This window comes from Imhoffiella purpurea, assembly GCF_000585215.1.
Lineage (GTDB): Bacteria > Pseudomonadota > Gammaproteobacteria > Chromatiales > Chromatiaceae > Imhoffiella > Imhoffiella purpurea.
In genome coordinates, this window is sequence record NZ_AONC01000025.1 from 166,153 (window position 1) to 183,808 (window position 17,656).

General features: G+C 66.4%; 18 protein-coding genes. 5 read left to right on the plus strand and 13 right to left on the minus strand.

Annotation, left to right across the window (positions count from 1 at the left end):
- Positions 1-22: 22 nt before the first annotated feature.
- The 5 genes from menB to D779_RS08685 form a co-directional block, all read right to left on the minus strand.
- Entirely contained in the window at positions 23-883 is an 861-nt protein-coding gene (menB, locus tag D779_RS08665) for a 1,4-dihydroxy-2-naphthoyl-CoA synthase (RefSeq protein WP_052347977.1), read from the minus strand.
- Positions 884-940: 57 nt separating this feature from the next.
- Complete coding sequence (locus tag D779_RS08670; protein WP_043752552.1) at positions 941-1,540, minus strand: Uma2 family endonuclease; 600 nt, start codon at positions 1,538-1,540, stop codon at positions 941-943.
- A 19-nt stretch (positions 1,541-1,559) separates the two neighbouring features.
- The gene (menD, locus tag D779_RS08675; RefSeq protein ID WP_043752555.1) at positions 1,560-3,272 is read right to left on the minus strand and encodes a 2-succinyl-5-enolpyruvyl-6-hydroxy-3-cyclohexene-1-carboxylic-acid synthase; all 1,713 of its coding nucleotides are present in this window, start codon (positions 3,270-3,272) and stop codon (positions 1,560-1,562) included.
- A 6-nt stretch (positions 3,273-3,278) separates the two neighbouring features.
- Positions 3,279-4,664 (minus strand): isochorismate synthase, encoded by a 1,386-nt coding sequence (locus tag D779_RS08680; RefSeq protein ID WP_043752558.1) that lies wholly within the window; start codon positions 4,662-4,664, stop codon positions 3,279-3,281.
- A gap of 105 nt (positions 4,665-4,769) precedes the next feature.
- Positions 4,770-5,684, minus strand: coding sequence for an alpha/beta fold hydrolase (locus tag D779_RS08685; RefSeq protein WP_043752708.1), 915 nt, complete (start codon positions 5,682-5,684; stop codon positions 4,770-4,772).
- Positions 5,685-6,099: 415 nt separating this feature from the next.
- On the opposite strand from D779_RS08685, the gene D779_RS08690 reads away from it, so the two are divergent.
- Positions 6,100-6,789, plus strand: a complete 690-nt coding sequence (locus D779_RS08690; RefSeq protein ID WP_232424130.1) for an alpha/beta fold hydrolase — start codon at positions 6,100-6,102, stop codon at positions 6,787-6,789.
- 13 nt (positions 6,790-6,802) lie between these two features.
- Here the strand turns inward: D779_RS08690 and D779_RS08695 are convergent, their stop codons facing one another.
- The 7 genes from D779_RS08695 to D779_RS08725 all read right to left on the minus strand — a co-directional run bounded on the left by D779_RS08695 (position 6,803) and on the right by D779_RS08725 (position 13,574).
- On the minus strand, positions 6,803-8,989 hold the full coding sequence (locus D779_RS08695; protein WP_043752561.1) for a nitrite reductase: 2,187 nt from the start codon (positions 8,987-8,989) through the stop codon (positions 6,803-6,805).
- A 63-nt stretch (positions 8,990-9,052) separates the two neighbouring features.
- Entirely contained in the window at positions 9,053-9,682 is a 630-nt protein-coding gene (locus D779_RS08700) for a cytochrome b/b6 domain-containing protein (RefSeq protein WP_043752564.1), read from the minus strand.
- Positions 9,679-10,638 carry a cytochrome c3 family protein gene (locus tag D779_RS08705; protein WP_043752566.1) on the minus strand — a complete coding sequence of 320 codons (960 nt, stop codon included), beginning with the start codon at positions 10,636-10,638 and terminating at the stop codon, positions 9,679-9,681. The genes D779_RS08700 and D779_RS08705 overlap by 4 nt, the downstream gene beginning before the upstream one ends.
- 332 nt (positions 10,639-10,970) lie before the next feature.
- Complete coding sequence (locus D779_RS08710; RefSeq protein ID WP_043752569.1) at positions 10,971-11,681, minus strand: EF-hand domain-containing protein; 711 nt, start codon at positions 11,679-11,681, stop codon at positions 10,971-10,973.
- Between the two features lie 240 nt (positions 11,682-11,921).
- The gene (locus D779_RS08715) at positions 11,922-12,533 is read right to left on the minus strand and encodes a diheme cytochrome c (protein WP_043752573.1); all 612 of its coding nucleotides are present in this window, start codon (positions 12,531-12,533) and stop codon (positions 11,922-11,924) included.
- Positions 12,534-12,570: 37 nt separating this feature from the next.
- A complete protein-coding gene (locus D779_RS08720; RefSeq protein WP_052347979.1) occupies positions 12,571-12,942 on the minus strand; it encodes a DUF1924 domain-containing protein in 372 nt (123 codons plus the stop codon).
- The gene (locus D779_RS08725) at positions 12,939-13,574 is read right to left on the minus strand and encodes a cytochrome b/b6 domain-containing protein (RefSeq protein ID WP_052347980.1); all 636 of its coding nucleotides are present in this window, start codon (positions 13,572-13,574) and stop codon (positions 12,939-12,941) included. Before D779_RS08725 ends, D779_RS08720 begins: the two co-directional genes overlap by 4 nt.
- 183 nt (positions 13,575-13,757) lie before the next feature.
- On the opposite strand from D779_RS08725, the gene D779_RS08730 reads away from it, so the two are divergent.
- Genes D779_RS08730 through D779_RS08740 form a run of 3 tightly spaced genes read left to right on the plus strand, consistent with a single transcriptional unit; the run spans position 13,758 to position 16,156 of the window.
- Positions 13,758-14,114 carry a PepSY domain-containing protein gene (locus D779_RS08730; RefSeq protein WP_043752576.1) on the plus strand — a complete coding sequence of 119 codons (357 nt, stop codon included), beginning with the start codon at positions 13,758-13,760 and terminating at the stop codon, positions 14,112-14,114.
- A gap of 18 nt (positions 14,115-14,132) precedes the next feature.
- Positions 14,133-14,798 (plus strand): response regulator transcription factor, encoded by a 666-nt coding sequence (locus tag D779_RS08735; protein WP_043752579.1) that lies wholly within the window; start codon positions 14,133-14,135, stop codon positions 14,796-14,798.
- Positions 14,795-16,156: a sensor histidine kinase gene (locus tag D779_RS08740; RefSeq protein WP_043752585.1), complete on the plus strand. Its 1,362-nt coding sequence runs from the start codon at positions 14,795-14,797 to the stop codon at positions 16,154-16,156. Before D779_RS08735 ends, D779_RS08740 begins: the two co-directional genes overlap by 4 nt.
- A 94-nt stretch (positions 16,157-16,250) precedes the next feature.
- Here D779_RS08740 and D779_RS08745 read toward each other — a convergent pair whose 3' ends face one another.
- Entirely contained in the window at positions 16,251-17,180 is a 930-nt protein-coding gene (locus tag D779_RS08745; protein ID WP_043752588.1) for an exopolyphosphatase, read from the minus strand.
- Between the two features lie 168 nt (positions 17,181-17,348).
- Between D779_RS08745 and D779_RS08750 the strand changes: the two genes are divergently transcribed.
- Complete coding sequence (locus D779_RS08750; protein WP_043752591.1) at positions 17,349-17,654, plus strand: antibiotic biosynthesis monooxygenase family protein; 306 nt, start codon at positions 17,349-17,351, stop codon at positions 17,652-17,654.
- The last annotated feature ends 2 nt before the right edge of the window (positions 17,655-17,656 follow it).

The window sequence follows — 17,656 nt, forward strand, 5'->3', positions numbered from 1 at the left end:
TTGCGGTTCGGTCGGTCTTTCGTCAGGGACGTCTCGGGAACTTGCCGAAATCGGGCTGGCGTCTTTCGAGGAAGGCGTTGCGGCCCTCCTGACCCTCGGTGGTGGTGTAGAAGAGCGCGGTGGCGTTTCCGGCCAGCTCCTGGATGCCGGCGAGACCGTCGGTGTCGGCGTTGAAGGCGGACTTGAGCACCCGCAGCGCGGTCGGCGAGAGCCGGTTCATCTGGCGGCACCAGTCGACCGTGACCGCCTCCAGCTCGGCGAGCGGGACGACGGTGTTGACCAGACCCATGTCGAGCGCCTCCTGGGCGTCGTACTGGCGGCAGAGGAACCAGATCTCCTTGGCCTTCTTGAGTCCCACGGTGCGGGCCATGAGACCGGCGCCGAATCCGCCGTCGAAGCTGCCGACCTTGGGGCCGGTCTGGCCGAAGCGGGCGTTGTCGGCGGCGATGGTCAGGTCGCAGATGAGGTGCAGCACGTGGCCGCCGCCGATCGCATAGCCGGCGACCATGGCGACCACGGGTTTGGGCAGGGTGCGGATCTGGCGCTGCAGCTCCAGGACGTTGAGGTGTTCGACCCCGGCCTCGTCCCTGTAGCCCTCATGGCCGCGGATCCGCTGGTCGCCGCCCGAGCAGAAGGCCAGGTCGCCGGCCCCGGTGAGGACGATGACCCCGATCTGCGGGTCCATGTGCGCCCGGTGGAAGGCGTCGATCAGCTCGCGGACCGTCTGGGGGCGGAAGGCGTTGCGCACCTCGGGCCGGTTGATGGTGATCTTGGCGATCCCCTCGGCGCGATGGTAGAGGATGTCCTCATAGCTGCAATCCGGGTGGCTCTCCCACTGGATGGGCGCCTGGTCCGAGCCGGTCCGATCCCCGGTTCGCTGCATCTGATCTGATTCCACCGAAAAAACCTCGTCGATTGGTGAAGCGGAATGCGGACGATCTCAGTCGCCCGCCTGTTTGTGATCGGCGCCGAACTCGACCCGCTCGTAGACGTCGCTCAGGAGGAGGACGCCATCGATTCCGGTCGGGACGACGCGTGCGTCCAGCGAATTGTATTCGGTCAGCAGCCAGCGGTTGCCATCCTGGCGTCCATAGTGCTCGATCCGATTGCTGTCCTGGGCGACCAGCAGATAGTCGCGCAGCGATGCCAGATTGCGGTAATGCATGAACTTGGCGCCGCGATCGTAGCCCTCGGTCGATTCGGACAGGACCTCGACGATCAGCACCGGGTCGAGCAGTGTGTCGATATGGGCGTCCTCGAAGCTGGGCTCGCCGCAGGCCACCACGATGTCCGGGTAGGTGTACATGCCGGTTTCGGAGACCTTGACGCGCATGTCGTTGCTGTAGACCTCGCAGGGTCTGCCGCGCATCTGGGCGTGGAGACTGGCGGCGATGTTCACGCAGATCAGGTTGTGCCGACGGCTCGCCCCCGTCATGGCGTGGATCTCGCCGTTGACGTATTCGTGCCGCGTCTCCTGCTGGCGCTCCCAGTCCAGGTAGTCCTGGGGCGTCAGGTGGTCGAGTGGCTGTGCCATGGTCATGATTCGCTCTCCTCCGTCGTCAACCCGAGATGCGCGACCAGAAGTCGCGGTGGATGCGTCGGCTGAGGTCGCCGTCGAGCCGGACCTCGATGATCCCGGCCTCGTCCTCATCGCCGGCCATGGACCGGGACAGCGCCTGGCGGAAGCCCTCGGCATCCTCGACCAGCCGATGGACGATGCCGAAGGATCGGGTCAGGGATGCCAGGTCGACATCGATCGGGGTCCGCCAGAGACGCTCGAAGTCGGGGAGTCCGTGCTGGGGCAGGTAGTCGAAGATCCGCCCTCCGCCATTATTGATGAGGATGCAGGGACGGTCGAGTCCTCGCAGCAGCGGGAGTCCGCTCAGGTCGTGGAGGAAGGAGAGGTCGCCCAGCAGGGCGGTGGTCGGAACGCCTCCGGCGTTGAGACCGGCGAGGGTCGAGGTCTGGCCGTCGATCCCGCTGGTGCCGCGATTGCCGAACAGATGCAGGGGGGCGGGGCGGGTGCCCGACCAGGTGTCGATCTGACGGATCGGCATGGAGTTGGCGCACAGCAGGCCTTCTCCGCTCGGCAGGGCCGCCAGCAGATCGCGGATCAGCTGCGCCTCGCACCAGGGCGATTTGGCCAGATAGGCGTCGATCGAGGCGTCGAGATCCGTCTCCGCTCGGATCCAGGCCGCCAGCCAGCCGCTGTCGGCGGGCGAAGGATCCGAGTCGGCGATCCTGCGGCAGACGGCGCCCGGATCGGCCTGCACGCGCCGTCTGACGTCGTGATTGGGGTCGCTCCATCCGGCCCCCGGGTCGACCAGATAGGTCGGAAGATCGGTCAGCCAGGTCAGCAGCGTCTTGGAGACGGGGACGCGTCCGAACCGCAGCACCCAGTCCGGCCTCAGGGTCTCGGCGGTCGCCGGGTCGCGCAGCAGGCTGTCGTAACGGGCGATGCGGTGCTCTGGGCCTGGACCGAAGCGCAGACCCGAGAGCGGGTCGCAGAGCACCGGGACGCCGAGCCGCTCGGCGCAGCGCCAGAGCGCCTCGGCCGCCTGTCGCGACCAGATGCCCGGACCGCAGCAGATGAGGCCGCGCCCGGTCAGGTGCGATGCCATCTCCCGGACGGACTTGGGGATGGGAATGTCCGATTCCGGCTCGGCGCATGGAGAGGAACAGGCCGGGATCGCCAGCCTCAAGGGCTCGCAGTCCGCGCGCGGGACCAGCGGCTCGCGAAAGGGCAGGTTGATGTGCACCGGGCCGGGCCAGCTGGCCTGGCTCACGGCGACGGCCCGGGTGCCGAGCGCGCGGATCGTCTTGAGCGCCGCGGATCCTTCCTCGGCCGGGCCTGGGTCGTGGAACTCGCGCGCATAGCCGCCGAACAGACGGGACTGGTCGAGCGTCTGGTTGGCACCCCAGCCGCGCAGTTCGGGCGGTCGGTCGGCCGAGAGCAGGATCAGCGGGATCTCGGACTGGGAGGCCTCCATGACCGCCGGCATCCAATGACCGAGCGCGCTCCCCGAGGTGCAGACCAGCCCGACCGGGCGGTCGGACGCTCGGGCCAGGCCGAGGGCGAAGAAGGCTGCGCTGCGTTCGTCGAGGACGACCTGGATCTCGATCGCCGGGTGATGCTGCCCGGCCAGCACCAATGGGGTCGAGCGCGAGCCGGGCGAGACGACCAGGCGGCGCAGGCCGCCCTCCGCCAGTCCGTCGAGCAGGGCCAGCGCCCAGCGCAGATTGCGGCAGCCGAGGTCCGCTGTGTCGCTCATGCCGGCTCAGGCGAACTGGAGCGCGGTCGACATGGCGGCGAGCTTGTGGCCCGTCTCCTGCCATTCGGCGATGGGGTCGGAGCCGGCGACGATCCCGGCGCCGGCGAAGAGATCGGCCACGCGGTCGTCGATCCGGGCGCAGCGCAGCAAGACCCAGAGTTCGCCGGTCAGGTCCGGTTCGACGATGCCGGCCGTGCCGGTGTACCAGCCGCGCTCCAGTGGCTCGTGGGCGCGCAGCCAGTCGTGCGCCCTCTGTCGCGGCTGGCCGTTGGTCGCCGGCGTCGGGTGCAGCAGATCGGCGAGACGGAAGACGTCCACGCCGGGATGCAGCTGACCGCGGATGACGCTCCAGAGATGCTGGGCATTGTTGAGCTGCATGATGCGCGGGCCGTCCGGCGGTTCCACCTGGCTGCAGCAATGGGTGAGCGCCTCGGAGACCGCGTCGGCGACCACGCGCTGCTCGCGCAGATTCTTCTCGCAGTGCTGCAGGTCGCGGGTGATCTCGGCGTCCCGGTCGGCGTCCTCGGCGCGGCAGGCGGTGCCTGCGAGTGCGTCGGCCTCGACCCGGTCGCGGCGCTGGGTGAAGAGACGCTCGGGTGTGGCGGCGACGAAGCTGGCGCCGTGGAGCCGGACGTTCACCACCTGGCAGGAGGGGAAGAGATAGGCGAGCGCGGCGTTCAATCGGATCAGGTCGAAGCGTCTGTGGCCCTGCAGTCGCAGGCGGCGCCAGAGCACGAGCTTTTCGACCCTGTCCTGTTCGATCTCGTCGAGCGCGGACAGGACCAGATCGCGCCACGCATCCTGGTCGGGCGTGCTGTCGCCCGGGTCCAGGTGGGCCGGTGTCAGCGGATCCTGGGCCGGGACCTCGAGCAGGGGCACCACGCGGTCGAGCAGCGGCTCCCAGCGGGTCAGAAGTGCATCGAGCGTCGAGGGCAGGGCCGTGGTGAGGACCAGGGCCGCCTGACCGCCGTGCGAGGCGAGCCCCAGTTCCGGTAGCCAGAAGATGGCGTTGGGCAGGTCGTCGTCGCCCGGTTGCGATGGGGCCGGGGAGGCGGCGAGGCCGAGCATGCCGAATCCCGAGAACCCCGTCTCGTCCGGGTCGAGGTGCTGCCAGTCGGCGGTCACCGCGCGTGCCTTGGCGCGCAGGACCTCGAGCCGCTCGGGCCCCTCGGCGCGCCATTCACCGGCGATTCCGTAGCCGGCCCGCAGGTCGCCGCGGTGGCTGTGGGCGAAGAGGAATCTCGGACCCGGGATGTCAGGGGCGTGGCTCAGGCCATGTGGGAGCTCGAGGATGACCGAGGCATGTCCCGCGTCGCGATCGAGCGGGAGCTGGGCGACGGCCTCGCGTAGACGAGCCTTGAGTTGCTCGAGGACTTTGAGGGGTTGCAGCATGAGTGGGCGGTGACGGCAGGATGATGGGTGCCCGGCACGGCCGTGCCGTTCGCAATGGTGACGGCACGGCCATGGCGAGGCCTGATGGGAAGTCGGCGTTTGAGTTTAGCGGAGCGAGGCCCAAAAACGTGCGATGGCGTCGGCGGTTTCGGCAGGTTTCTCCCATTGCGGCAGCCCGCGGGTCGGGCCGACGCGCTCGGCGCGCCATTTCGGATGACGGCCGAGGAAGTCCGGCAGCTCGTGGAAGTCGATGTTGGGATCCTTGTCGTAGACCACCAGGACGGGCTGGGTCAGCGTGTCGTAGAGCGTCTCCGTGGCCTTGGGTGTGAAGAGCTGGCCCGACAGGAAATAGAGCGGGGCGTACTTGGCGCCCGGCTGGTGCGTGGTCGCATAGGCGTAGTCGACGAGTCCCGGCGGGATCGGGCCCACGAAGGCCTGATTGTAGAAGAAGCGAATGCTGGGGCGCGTGGTCAGAAGACCGTAGAGACCGTCGTTGAGGCCCGGGATGCTGAGGAACTTGTAGGCGCGCTCGGCCGCCGCTCCGGTGGGAAGACCTCGGATGTTGAAGCCGGTGGGCGAGATCAGGGCCAGGGATGCGACCAGATCCGGCTTGTTCGCGGCCACGCGGGCGGCGAACTCGCAGCCGAGCGAGAAGGCCGCCAGGTCGCAGGGCGTCTTGACGACGCCTTCGAGGAACTCCGTGATGGCCGCGGCGTAGAGCTCGGGCGAGTAGCGGCGCTTGCTGCGGTCGGCGCGTCCGAAACCAGGCAGATCGAGCGCATAGACCGGGCGCTGCGAGCGGAAGTGGTCGAACAGCGGTCTCATCTCGAATGCGCTGGGTGCGGCATTCACGCTATGGATCAGGACCAGCGGGCGGCCGGCCGCCTTGTCGTCGACGTAGTAATGGATTCGGCCCGCCGTCTGGCAGACGAAGTCATGGCTGTCGGCCTCGATGGCGTTGGGGAGAGACGAGGCGCCAGGCTTGGCTGGGCCGGCGGCGGGAGTGGTTGCGGAGTCCATTTCGTAATACCTCATGTGAGCTCGGTTCTGGCATTCGCGGATCGCGCCGCGCCGATCCGATAGGGTCGGGGCGCCTCATCCACGCGTCAGACGTTTGAATTGGAATCGGTCGTGCTGGTTCCTGGCGATTCGGTTTCTGGGTCTTCAAGGGGCTCGGCGCCCATCACGCTGGTGGCCAAGACCGTATCTCGATCAACCGGCATAGATGGCGTTGGTGAGTCTGGCTTTCCATGCCGTCGAGCCCCGAGGGCATTAGACTGTGATGAGATTCAGATTCTGTCAGATACGTCTGACACTTCCATGTCAATCTAAGTTTACAGCGGTCTCGATCGCTTGTCTGGCGATGGCGGGTTGTTTCGGCCCCGCTGTTCAGGTGGATCCGGAGCCGAGTCCGGCCGATCGAGAGGGATGGTCCGTGAGGTCCGGAGCCGCAGGGATTCGGGTCGAGACGGGTGCGGTCCGGTCCCGAACCGGCTGCCGCTTGGACTACAGCCTCTATCGTCCCGCTTCGGCCCGGTCCGGCGATCTGGTGCTCCTGGGGCACGGCTTCATGCGCGACCGCGAGCGGATGACCGGGCTGGCCGAGTCGCTGGCCGAGACCGGATTGACCGTTGCGGCGCTCGATTTCTGCAATGCCCGCCCCTGGGATGGCGGTCATGTCCAGAACGGTTTCGACATGATGGCCCTGGCGGATGCCTTGGGGGCGAGACGTCGGGTCTATGCCGGATTCTCGGCGGGTGCCCTGGCGGCATTGGTCGCCGGCCGCAACGATCCGCGTGCGCTGGGTGTGGTGGCCCTGGATCTGGTCGATGCCGATGGCGTCGGTCGGCTCATGGCCAGGGGGATGGATCGACCGCTGATCGGCCTGTTCGGCGAACCATCCGCCTGCAATGCGCGGGGAAACGGTCTCGCCGTCTATGCGGCGGCGCCGGATGCGAGCGTTCAGCGCATCGCCGGGGCGAATCATTGCGATTTCGAGTCGCCGACGGACTGGGTCTGCAGGCTGGTCTGCGGAAGCCCGAGCGCGGACGGTGCCCGTCGCGACGCCGTTCTTCGCGCGACCACTGAGGCGATCCGATCCCTGACCGCGGGCGCCGCCGGTTGAGTGCCTCGTCCTTCTAGTCGCTGGGTGTGGCCTGTGCACTCATCTCGTCCGAGGTCAGCTGCTCGGCGATGTCGACGTCCTCGAGCTCGGCCGCACGCTCGGGCGTGTAGCCCAGCTTTGAGAAGTCCATGATGCCGTCGGGGGAGTGGCAGTCGGTGCAGTCGCGCCCCGAGCCCTGGATGCCGTGGTTCACCATGAGTGTGCCCATCTGGCGCATCCAGTGCGGTTCGACGTTGACCAGCTTGCCGTCGACGACGGGATAGAGTGTCTGCCAGCCGTCGGTGACGCCGAAATAGGCCATGAATTCGTCCATCATGTAGAGCTTGAAGGGCTCCTGATACATGCGCCGGACGATGGGGTCCTGCACCGCCTTGACCACCGCGGCCCTGGAGTCGCCTGTCTCGTAATAGGTCTTGTAGTCGAAGGGCAGAATCATGGCCCCGAAGGGTCCCTGGTTCGACATGTCCTCGTACATCATGGCGTTGAAGCGCTTGAAGGGATAGATCCGGCTCTCGCCCTGGTTCATGGCGGAGCGCAGGTTGGACTGGATCATCCGCTCGCGTTTCTCCAGCAACTCGGGTGACAACTGCGACAGCGGATTCGTCGCCATCTCCACGTAGCGGTCGACGTCGATCTCCGGATACCGCTCCTTCAGCTCGATGGCCTTGGCGCGCACGGCGGCGACGATCTCGGGGTCGTCGATCCGGGCGATCTGCTGCATCAAGGGGTCGTAGGCGTCCGATTTGTTCGGGTTGTTGCCCAGGGCGTTGGCCAGGAAGGTCCCGTTGCCGTTGAACCAGAGGAAGGTGAAGCCCTTGCCGGGCTCGCCGGAGAGATAGACGTCGGTCGGCTCCCAGATGCCTTCCTCGGCGTTCCAGGTCGGGTGGACCCAGTCGCGCAGGACCACGTTGGTCGGCTGGAGCTCCTCGATGTGGCAGGTCTCGCAGGCCAGGCGGGCGATGTGTCCGTTCAGCAGGGCCTTGTGCTCCGAGTTGTTGTGCGGTGCCTGCGAATGACAGCTCTCGCAGGAGACCTCCTGACCCGGCAGGTCGTTGGCGACCAGATCCACGCCCATGCGGCCGCGCGGGATCTTGTGGCCGGAGGGGCGGTGGCAGTCGGTGCACTGCAGGCCGGCGGCGGCATGGGCGTCGTCGTGCGGACTGAACGGATTGCCGCGCTTGGCCCCGCGGTGGAGGATGCGCTGGTGGGCGTATCCGATCTCCTGGGCCGCGGCGTTGTGCAGATAGACGTCGCCGCCCATGTTGTGCTGGTGGCAGCGCAGACAGTTCTCGGAGCGGATCGGACCCACGGTCAGGGCGGCGCGCATGCTGCGGTCCTGGTCCCAGCGCAGACCGTTCGCGTCGCGGATGACGACCCGCTGGTTCATGTCGTACCGGGTCGAGTGACAGATGAGACAGTCGATCCCTTCCTTGGCCTCGTTGGGCACGTCGCCGATCGGCATCATCTTCTCGGTCGCGGGCTGGTAGTTGCCGCCGATGTGGCACTGGCCGCAGCCCTCGCTGCGCAGCTGGACCTCGCCCTCGGGGGCGTGCTCGGGGCGGGCCTCGACCAGCGCGGCCCAGCCGGTCCAGGTGAAGCTGCCGGGGATGCCGCAGGCGCGGTCGATCTTGCCGACCGGGATCTTGTGCGGGCCGCTGTTGACCTGGCGTCCGTCGTAGCCGTAGGTGGAGAAGCCGCCCGAGTCGCTCTGGAACTTGAAGTGCACCGAGTCGACGATGTCCTCGAGCGTGCCGACGGTCGCGACCGTGCCGTCCGGATGGTCGATCTTGATGGTCGCGTGACAGGTGAGGCAGGTGTCCGGACCCTCGTAGCGGCGGATGCCGGCATCGCGGAAATACTTGATGTGCGACGGCTCGCTGTCGCGCACCACCGAGTCCGTGCCCATGAGCATCTCGATCTTGACCTGGCGGGCGAACGGTTCCTGGTCGGTCGAGACGATGGAGGCGGCCTTGCGATAGCGCGCCTCCCTGGAGAGATCCGCGGCCAGCGCCTCGAACTCGGCATCGGTGAGCCGCTTGCTGCTGTCGTAGGTCAGCGGGGCGTTGGTCTTGCCGACATAGGACTCGAACATCAGGGGGTAGAGCAGCTTGTAGGCCAGCGTCAGCCCGATCAGCACGAGCACCGCGATCAGGAGTCGACGTCCGGCGGGTGTGGAGAGCAGATTCTGGATCGGTTTCATGGTCGTCACTCTTGATGATTCCAGCCGAGACCCCGTCTCCCGGTCGGCCCGGGAGTCGGGCGTCTATGCCTCCGTGTCCTGATGCGAATCCCGGTGCCAGCCGCTGAGCATGGCCTTCATGTTGGTCATCGGCGTCTCGCCCGTGGTGATGACGTAGAGGTGGACCAGCAGGAAGAGCACCAGCAGATAGGCGAGCGTGAGGTGCGCGATGGCCACCACCCAGACGCTGCCGATGCCGAACAGCGTCTCGGGCAGATAGACCGAGAAGAGGAAGGCCCAGCCGCTGAGGACCAGGAGCGGCATCAGCAGATACATGACCCCGATGTAGGTGATCTGCTGCAGCGTGTTGAGCTTGGCCTCGGCGCTCGGATGGAAGGGGTGCGGGGCGTTCCTGAAGATGCCGTAGCCGTAATAGAGGCTCTGTGCGGTCAGCCGCCCGATGAACCCCTTCAGCTGGACATGATAGTGGCGTCCGTTGCTCGTCGTCAGGTTGCCGAGGATGAAGCCGATCCAGCCGACTGTCAGCAGGATGCCGGCGGTGTTGTGGACCGTGATGGCGGTTTGGAACTCCATGAGCCAGCCGGCGCCGTTGAAGTGCATGCTCGCGCCCGTGTACATGAGCACCAGGAAGATGGCCGCATTGACCCAGTGCCAGACGCGCACCCAGAGCGGATAGAGATAGAGCTGGCTCATGCTTGGTCCTCCTGCTCACGCCGGTAGGCGCGATAGCGTCCATAGCCGTGGGCGCCCAGAACCAGCACCGTGATGCCGATGACGGCCAGGGCCAGACGGTCGATCAGCGGGCTGCGGCTCATGCCGACGACATAGGCCTCGTTGAAGACGGCCTTCGACACCCAGCCCTTGCTGGCCAGATCCTCCTCGGATCGGTACTGGTAAAGCCGGTTGAGGAGCTGCGGTTCCTTGGAATGGCAGTTGACGCAGTCGCGGTTGCTGTCCTCGGCGGCCAGGATCCGGTGCGAGACGGGCTGGCCTGCCTCCGTGAGCGGGGTGTGACAGTCGAGACAGCGCACGGACTCGCGGTGCTTCTCGCGCTTCGGCAGCCAGGCGTGCGGGTCGCGCAGCGGGTCCTGGACCTTCTTGTGGCAGGAGAGACAGATGGCATTGTCGTCATGGACGATCTGGCGGATCTCCTCGCCGACCCTCGAATTGCGGAATGCGTGCGGGTCGTGGCAGCTGTGACAGCTGAAGCCTGCGGCCTTGGGATGGTCCGAGGTGGCATGGACGCTCCGCTCGAACTCCTCGTCGATGGTCTCGAAGCGGTAGAGGCGCTGGTCCGCGTCGTCCTGGTCCTCGTGACAGCCGACGCAGGACAGGGTCTCCTCCTTCAGCCGTTTCGGATGGGGGTAGCGGTCGAAGTCCGCCGAGTGACAGTCGGAGCAGGCCAGTTTTCCATGCGCCGAATGCGACAGCGCCATGGGTGCGATGGATAGGTCGACGATCTCGCCCGTTCCCGGATCCCGGTAGGCGAGCGTCGCCATCTGGTGACAGCGTAGGCAGCCTTGGTTGTCGACCGTCTCGGATTCGGCGCAAGCCAGATTCGGGGCAAGCCCCGAGAGGATCAGTAGCCATCCGGCGGCCAATGCGGGCGCCGGCCCTGTGAGCCTGGACTCGCTGTCGCGGTCGCTCATAACCCCTGTTGTTCGCATAGATGGTGCTCTCTCTCCGGGGATCTTCCGGCCATCCTCGGCCCGTAACGGCTAACGCAATAAATCAGCGTTTCACTAAGACTCTATGCGCGAAGAGGAGCGTACAACAAGAAATTTCGTCATCCCGGTTGCAGTCTTTGCCGATTTCTTGACGTAAGCCAAAACCTGTTCGATGAGGTTGGACACTGGAAGGATCCAGCGACATAGCGATCCCGGACGACACTTTTGGAGGCAGTCACCATGGAAGAGCAGTGGAGCGGACCCGAGGAATCGGGCCGGTCGCGCCATGGACGCGACCGGCCGATGGCGGTCTGTCAGTATTGGTTCTGAGGCACCATCCGCCGCTGCATCATCTGACGACGATGCTCGGCCTGGGCGGCGGCGAACTCGCGCGGGTCGACTTTGCCGTCACCGTTCAGGTCGAGCGCCCCGAACTCGGGCGCGTTGGTCAGATTGCGCATCGGGTAGCCCTGCTGGGAGCGCTGGGCGATGCGGTTGGCTCGGGCTTCGTAGAACTCCTTTTCGGTGAGGCTGCCGTCGTGGTTCAGGTCGAATGTGCCGAAGCTGGGCATATTGCGTCCCATCCCCATGCCTCGACCGTAGCCCGGGCCCATTCCGGCACCGGGTCCGCGTCCATAGCCGGGACCCATGCCGCCACCTTGCCCTTGGCCGTATCCAGGACCCATGCCCATGCCCATGCCGGGGCGGTTCTGCATGCGTGCCTGACGACCTGCGGCGAACTCGTCCGGGGTCATGCGTCCGTCGCCATTGGCATCGAAATCGGCGAAGCTCGGAGCGCTCGCCGCTCCGCGCATGGGTGCGCCGGCCGCGGCCATCGCTGCCATGCGCTCGGCCCGCGCGGCTTCGAACTCCTGAGACGTGACCATGCCGTCGCCGTTGCGGTCGAAGCCGCCGAAGTTCATGGGGCCGCCCGGCATGTTCTGGGGCTGTGCCATGCCGGGCAGTGCGTAGCAGGTCGCGGCGATGGCGGTGGACAGCAGGAGTGTGCGAGTCGTTCGTTTCATGATCGGTCTCTCCGGTCTGGTTTGACCGCGGCCATATCGGCCGCGGCCTGCATGGGGTCGAGCTGACTCTAGCATCTCAGTATCGGCCCCCAGGTTCGTTGACATCTTATGGTTCGGCGTATTCAGCTGCCGGCTTCGAGGCGTCGGCCGGTCGAGTATCGAGCCTCGCGTCCACTATAGACTTGGGATCGAGGCGATTCGGAAGCGAAAACCTCCCCGAACCACTCGCTGGCAGTCTCCTCAATCCTCCCAACGTCCGAAGTTGGGAATGCTGACCCTGTGTTCGTTATAGTCGCCTTCTGCGGCACCGCGATGACAGCTGTTGCATTGGCTGAAGCTCCCGACATCCGGGTTGGCCTCGACCATTCTGGACGGTATCTCGTCGTGCTTGCGCAGGAAATAGGCGGTTTGGGTGATGCGCGGCAAGGTGTCCGACTGATTGACGGCGGTGTCGGTCGAGTCGATGGAGAAGGCCTGCGATCGGGTCCGGCCGCTGGTGTCGGCGGCGTTTCGGGTCAGATAGCTGCCGATGTCGAGCACCATCTGGTCGGACAAGGAGGCATCGTCGCCATAGTGATTGGCCAGTGCGGCCGGATTGACGATCTGCGCCCATGACTGTGCGGGAAGCAGTCCGGGCTGATAGGCCATGTGACAGGATCCGCATTCCTCAGCATAGACCTGATTGGTGATGGGCGCGATGTCCGTCCGCGTCCCGAACCATCCATCGTGGCGTTCGTGGTGGTGGCCTCCACGATGGCCGTCCCGGTCATCGTCGTCGCTGATGGCCAGGCCGGCACCGCCGAGCGTAACCATACCGAGCGCGATCAGCAGTGCGATCTTGGGTGGCTTCATGTCTCTCTCGTTCGTTTTGGATTGCATGGGGTTGGCCTCATTGGGTCTCGATGTAGGCGATGAAGTCGGCCTTCTCGGTCTCGGTGCATTCGCGCCCGAGCGTCCATCGGCAGTTGCGCAGCAGCCATTTGGCGATCTTCTTCTCGTCGGTCAGACGCTGCGGGTTGACCGAGGGCGCCATGGGATCGATGGCCTTTCCGGTCTTGGCGTGGCGCCCCGGTTGGGTCAGGTCGGTGCCGTGGCAGGTCGCGCAACTGCGCTGGTCAGTGCCGTCCGAGGCCGGGTGCTCCTGGATCCAGGCCGCGGCGCCGGCGGCCGGGTCGGCGGCCATTGGCAGCCCTGGTGCGGACAGGGTCCCTGCGGCGACGAGCGCGATCAGGAGTCCTCTGGTGGATGGCGGGTTGCTCATTGGGTCTTGTCTCCGTCTGTATCGGTTGAACGCTTGATTCCGTCGATCATGGAAAGGACGAGGTTTTCCTCGTGCTCCAGGCTGGAGAAGAGGACTCCGGCCAGATGCGCCAGGATCAGGACGAGGGTGAGATTGGCGAAGAACTCGTGCACCTCTTCGAGGTCGTGCGCGGTGGCGTTCGAGACGCCTCGCATGAGCTCGGCCATGGGGCCGGCGAATTCCTGGGCCCCGAACAGGGCCAGTCCGCTGACGCCGGTCGCCGCGACCGAGAGCAGCAGCGCGACCACCATGGCTCCGCCGGCCGGGTTGTGTCCCAGGTAGCGGGGCGCACGCCATCGCAGCGCGTCTCTCAGATAGTTCAGGATCGCGCGGGGGCTGCGGACGAAGTCGGTGAAGCGGGCGTGACGGGTTCCGACGAATCCCCAGAGGACCCGGACCCCGACCAGTCCCAGGACCAGGTATCCGGCCCAGACGTGGAGGGCGAGTATCTCGTCCTCCACCAGATAGGCGGTGGCGAAGCCTGCGACCAGGGACCAATGGAAGATCCGAACCAGCGGATCCCATACCCGCACCCGATTCCCAGGGATTGCCTCGGCCTTCGGTCCCTCGACGGTCATGGTGTCTGTGCGCATGTCTACACTCTCCTCGGTGCCCTTGGATTGGGCTGTCGTTCTCTGCAAGAATCCGGTCGCCTCGGTGTCGCGACCTCGATGTGCAGACTATCCGACCGGCCCTGACCGAATGCTGTGCGCCCTTGTCAGCGATCTGTCAGCTGGCCTGGAGGCACAATGACCGGCATGAGCGCATTCGCCACAATGAAGGTCCCATCCCTCGTTCGACGCCGTCTGATCTGCGGCTTTCTGGTTCTGGCGTTCTGTCTGCCGGCCCAAGCGGGTCGTCATGGCCGCCATTGGGACGAGGAGGACGGACACGATCACGAGCGTGCGCGTCATGCCCTGAGACGGGGCGAGGTACGCCCGATCGCCGAGATCATCGACTCGGTCGCGGCCCAGGTTCCCGGCGAGCTGGTCGAGGTCGAGTTCGAGCGCACCCATGGGCATGGCCCGCCGCGCTGGCTCTACGAGCTCAAGATCATCGCCCCCGACGGCCGTCTGCTGGAGGTGCTGGTCGATGGCGCGACCGCCGAGGTGCTGAAGGTCGAGGAAGACTGATCCGATGGGGAAAAACTGATGCGGGTACTTCTGGTGGAGGACGACGACCGGGTCGGCGATGCGGTTGCGGCCGCGCTGGAGGCGGGCGGCTTCGTCGTCGAGCGTTCGCGCGACGGCGAGGACGCCTGGTTCAAGGGCGATACCGAGAATTACGCGGCCGTCGTTCTGGATCTGGGGCTGCCCAGCATGGACGGACTCTCGGTCCTGCGCCGATGGCGCGCGGCCGGTCAGCGCATGCCGGTGCTCATCCTCACCGCGCGGGGCGACTGGAGCGAGCGGGTCGAGGGCATCGATGCCGGCGCGGACGACTATCTGCCCAAGCCCTTCCGCATGGAGGAGCTCCAGGCCAGGCTGCGCGCCCTGATCCGCCGCTCGGCCGGGCAGGCGAGCGCCCTGATCGAGATCGGTTGCGCCATCCTCGACACGCGGCGCATGTCGCTCAGCCTGGACGGGGTCCCCATTCATCTCTCGCCCCAGGAATACCGCCTGGTCAGCTATCTGATGCAGCACGCCGGCCGGGTGGTGTCGCAGCTCGAACTCACCGAACAGCTCTACGCCCAGGACTTCGAGCGCGACTCCAACGCGGTCGAGGTGCTCGTCGGGCGGGTGCGCCGCAAGCTGGGCGCGGATCTGATCCAGACCCGGCGCGGCTTCGGCTATCTGGTGGAGCCGGACGGCGAATGAGCCGGCGCTCGCTGCGGGTCCGTCTCTGGACCGGCGCGCTCTTCTCGATCGGGGTCGCGCTCCTGGTCGCCGGGATGGGGTTGATCACGCTCTTCGAGCGCCATGTCGAGCGGCGTATCGGCGAGGAGCTCCGGGTCCAGCTCAATCAGCTGGCCGCCGCCGTGTCCATGACCGAGGAAGGAGAGGTCGACCTGAGCCGCGAACCCTCCGATCCGCGTTTCGACCAGCCCTTGAGCGGGCTCTACTGGCAGATCGACGAGCCGGACCAGCCGGGGCTGCTGCGCTCGCGCTCGCTCTGGGACGCCGTCATCCGGCTGCCGGACGACGATCTGGAGCCGGGCGGGGTGCATGCCCACCAGCTGCCGGGTCCGGACGGCCGTCCATTGCTGGTGCGCGAGCGGCGCATCCTGCTCTCGGCGACCGGGACCCAGACGCAGCTGCGGCTGGCGGTCGGGATCGAACGTGCCGAACTGGTGTCGGCGCGCAACGATTTCGCCGCCGACATGCTGCCTTATCTGGGGCTCATCGCCCTGGTCCTGACGCTGGCCACCTTCGTTCAGGTCCAGACCGGTCTGGCCCCCCTGGAGTCGGTGAGACGCGGCTTGGGAAGCATCCGCTCTGGGGAGTCGTCCCAGCTGGCAGACGCCTATCCGGGCGAGGTCATGCCCCTGGTCGCCGAGGTCAACGCGCTGCTCGCCGCCCGCGCCCAGGCGGTCGAGCGCGCGCGGGCCTGGACCGCGGATCTGGCCCATGGCCTCAAGACCCCGCTGAGCGCACTCGTCGCCGACGCCCAGCGTTTGCGCGCGTCGGGCAATCCCGAGCTGGCCGGGGACCTGGAGCAGCTGGCCGAATCCATGCGCCGACGGGTCGAGCGCGAGCTGATCCGCGCCCGGGTACGCTCGGGCTCCTCGAGCCATCAGGCGCGGGTCGAGGTGGTGGCGGCGATAGGCCGGTTGGTGCGGACGCTCGAACGGACCCCGAACGGCGAGCGTCTGGAGTGGCGGCAGGAGTCCTCGGCCCCGGTCATGGCCGCGCTCATGCCGGACGACCTGATGGAGCTGCTCGGTAATCTGCTGGAGAACGCCGCCAAATGGGCGTCCGCGCGGGTGCGGGTGCGGGTCGAGGTGCGGGGCGCCTGGGTGGAGATCGAGGTCGGCGACGACGGCCCCGGGGTGGCGGAGGATCAGATCTCTCTGCTGGGTCGGCGCGGACTGCGCCTGGACGAGCGCAAGGACGGATCCGGGCTCGGGCTCGCCATCGTGCGCGACGTGGTCGACGCCTACGGTGGCGAGCTCTGCTTCGATAGCGCCCCGGAGGGCGGCCTCAGGGTGCGAGTGAAACTGCCTGGGGTGGTCTGAACTCAGATGCCCGAGGTCTGGTCCGCGTAGCGGACCCTACCGAGGGCTGGGCTGTAGGGTCCGCTGTGCGGACCGATTCTCTAGATAGGGGGATTCAGCCGTCCGCATTGATCCGCTCGATCAGTTCGCCGAGCACCTGCTCGGCCCGGTCGTTCTCGACCTGGCAGGTGCCCGCCGCATGATGGCCGCCGCCGCCGTACTGGAGCATGAGCTCGCCGATGTCGGTCTTGGAGCTGCGGTCGAAGATCGACTTGCCGGTGGCGAAGACGGTGTTCTGCTGTTTCAGGCCCCAGAGCACGTGGATGGAAATATTGCACTGGGGGTAGAGGGCATAGATCATGAATCGGTTGCCCGCCCAGATGGTTTCCTCGTCGCGCAGGTCCAGCACCACCAGGTTGCCGTGCACCTGGGCGCAGCGCTGGATCTGTTCCTTGAACTTGGCCTCCTGCTCGAAATAGAGGTCGACCCGCTCCTTGACGTCGGGGAGGGCCAGGATGTCGTCGATACCGTGGTTCTTGCAGTAGTCGATGAGATCCATCATGAGGTTGTAGTTGGAGATGCGGAACTCGCGGAAGCGGCCGAGTCCGGTCCGGGCGTCCATCAGGAAGTTCAGCAGCACCCAGCCCTTGGGGTTCAGCACCTCGTCGCGATCGAACTGGGCCGAGTCGCCCTTGTCCACTGCCTCCATCATCTCGTCCCAGTCGCTGGGGAAGGTGTCGTGCCCGCCATAGTGGCGCCAGACGACCCGAGCCGCGGAGGGGGCGTCCGGGTCGATGACGTGGTTGTCGCGCTGGCCGACCCTCAGGGTTTCGGAGGCATGGTGGTCGAAGGCAAGATGGACGCCGTCCACATAGGGCAGGTTGGTCGTGATGTCCCTGGCGTCGATCTCGACCTTGCCGTCCTGCATGTCCTTGGGGTGGACGAACTTGATCTCGTCGATCAGATCCAATCTCTTCAGCAGCACGGCGCAGACGAGGCCGTCGAAATCGCTGCGGGTGACGAGACGGAATTTCTGCTCTGACATGAGGCGTCTCCGGCTGGCTCTGGAGCTTGGGGTTCAGGGCGCCATCATACCCAGGGGGATGAGGGCCGAACAACTCGGCGCGATCCGTTTCGTGCCCCTCGGGTTGATCCTGCTCCCCGCTCTCCCCATCTGCTGTTGCATCTCATCGACAGTCCCTGGAGTAGCAGCATGTTTCTTGCCATGAACCGCTTTCGTATCGCGCGCGGTCACGAGGAGACCTTCATCGAGCATTGGCGCAATCGCGAGAGCCATCTGGACGAGGTGCCCGGATTCCTGCGCTTTCATCTGCTCAAGGGACCCGAGACCGAGGAATACACCCTATTTTCCTCGTTCAGCGAATGGGAGTCGGAACGGGCATTCGAGGACTGGACCCATTCCGAGGCCTTTCGCGCCGCCCATGCCAATGCCGGCAAGACCCCGCGCGACATCTATCTGGGGCCGCCCGAGCTCGAGCTCTTCAGCTCGGTGATCTGATC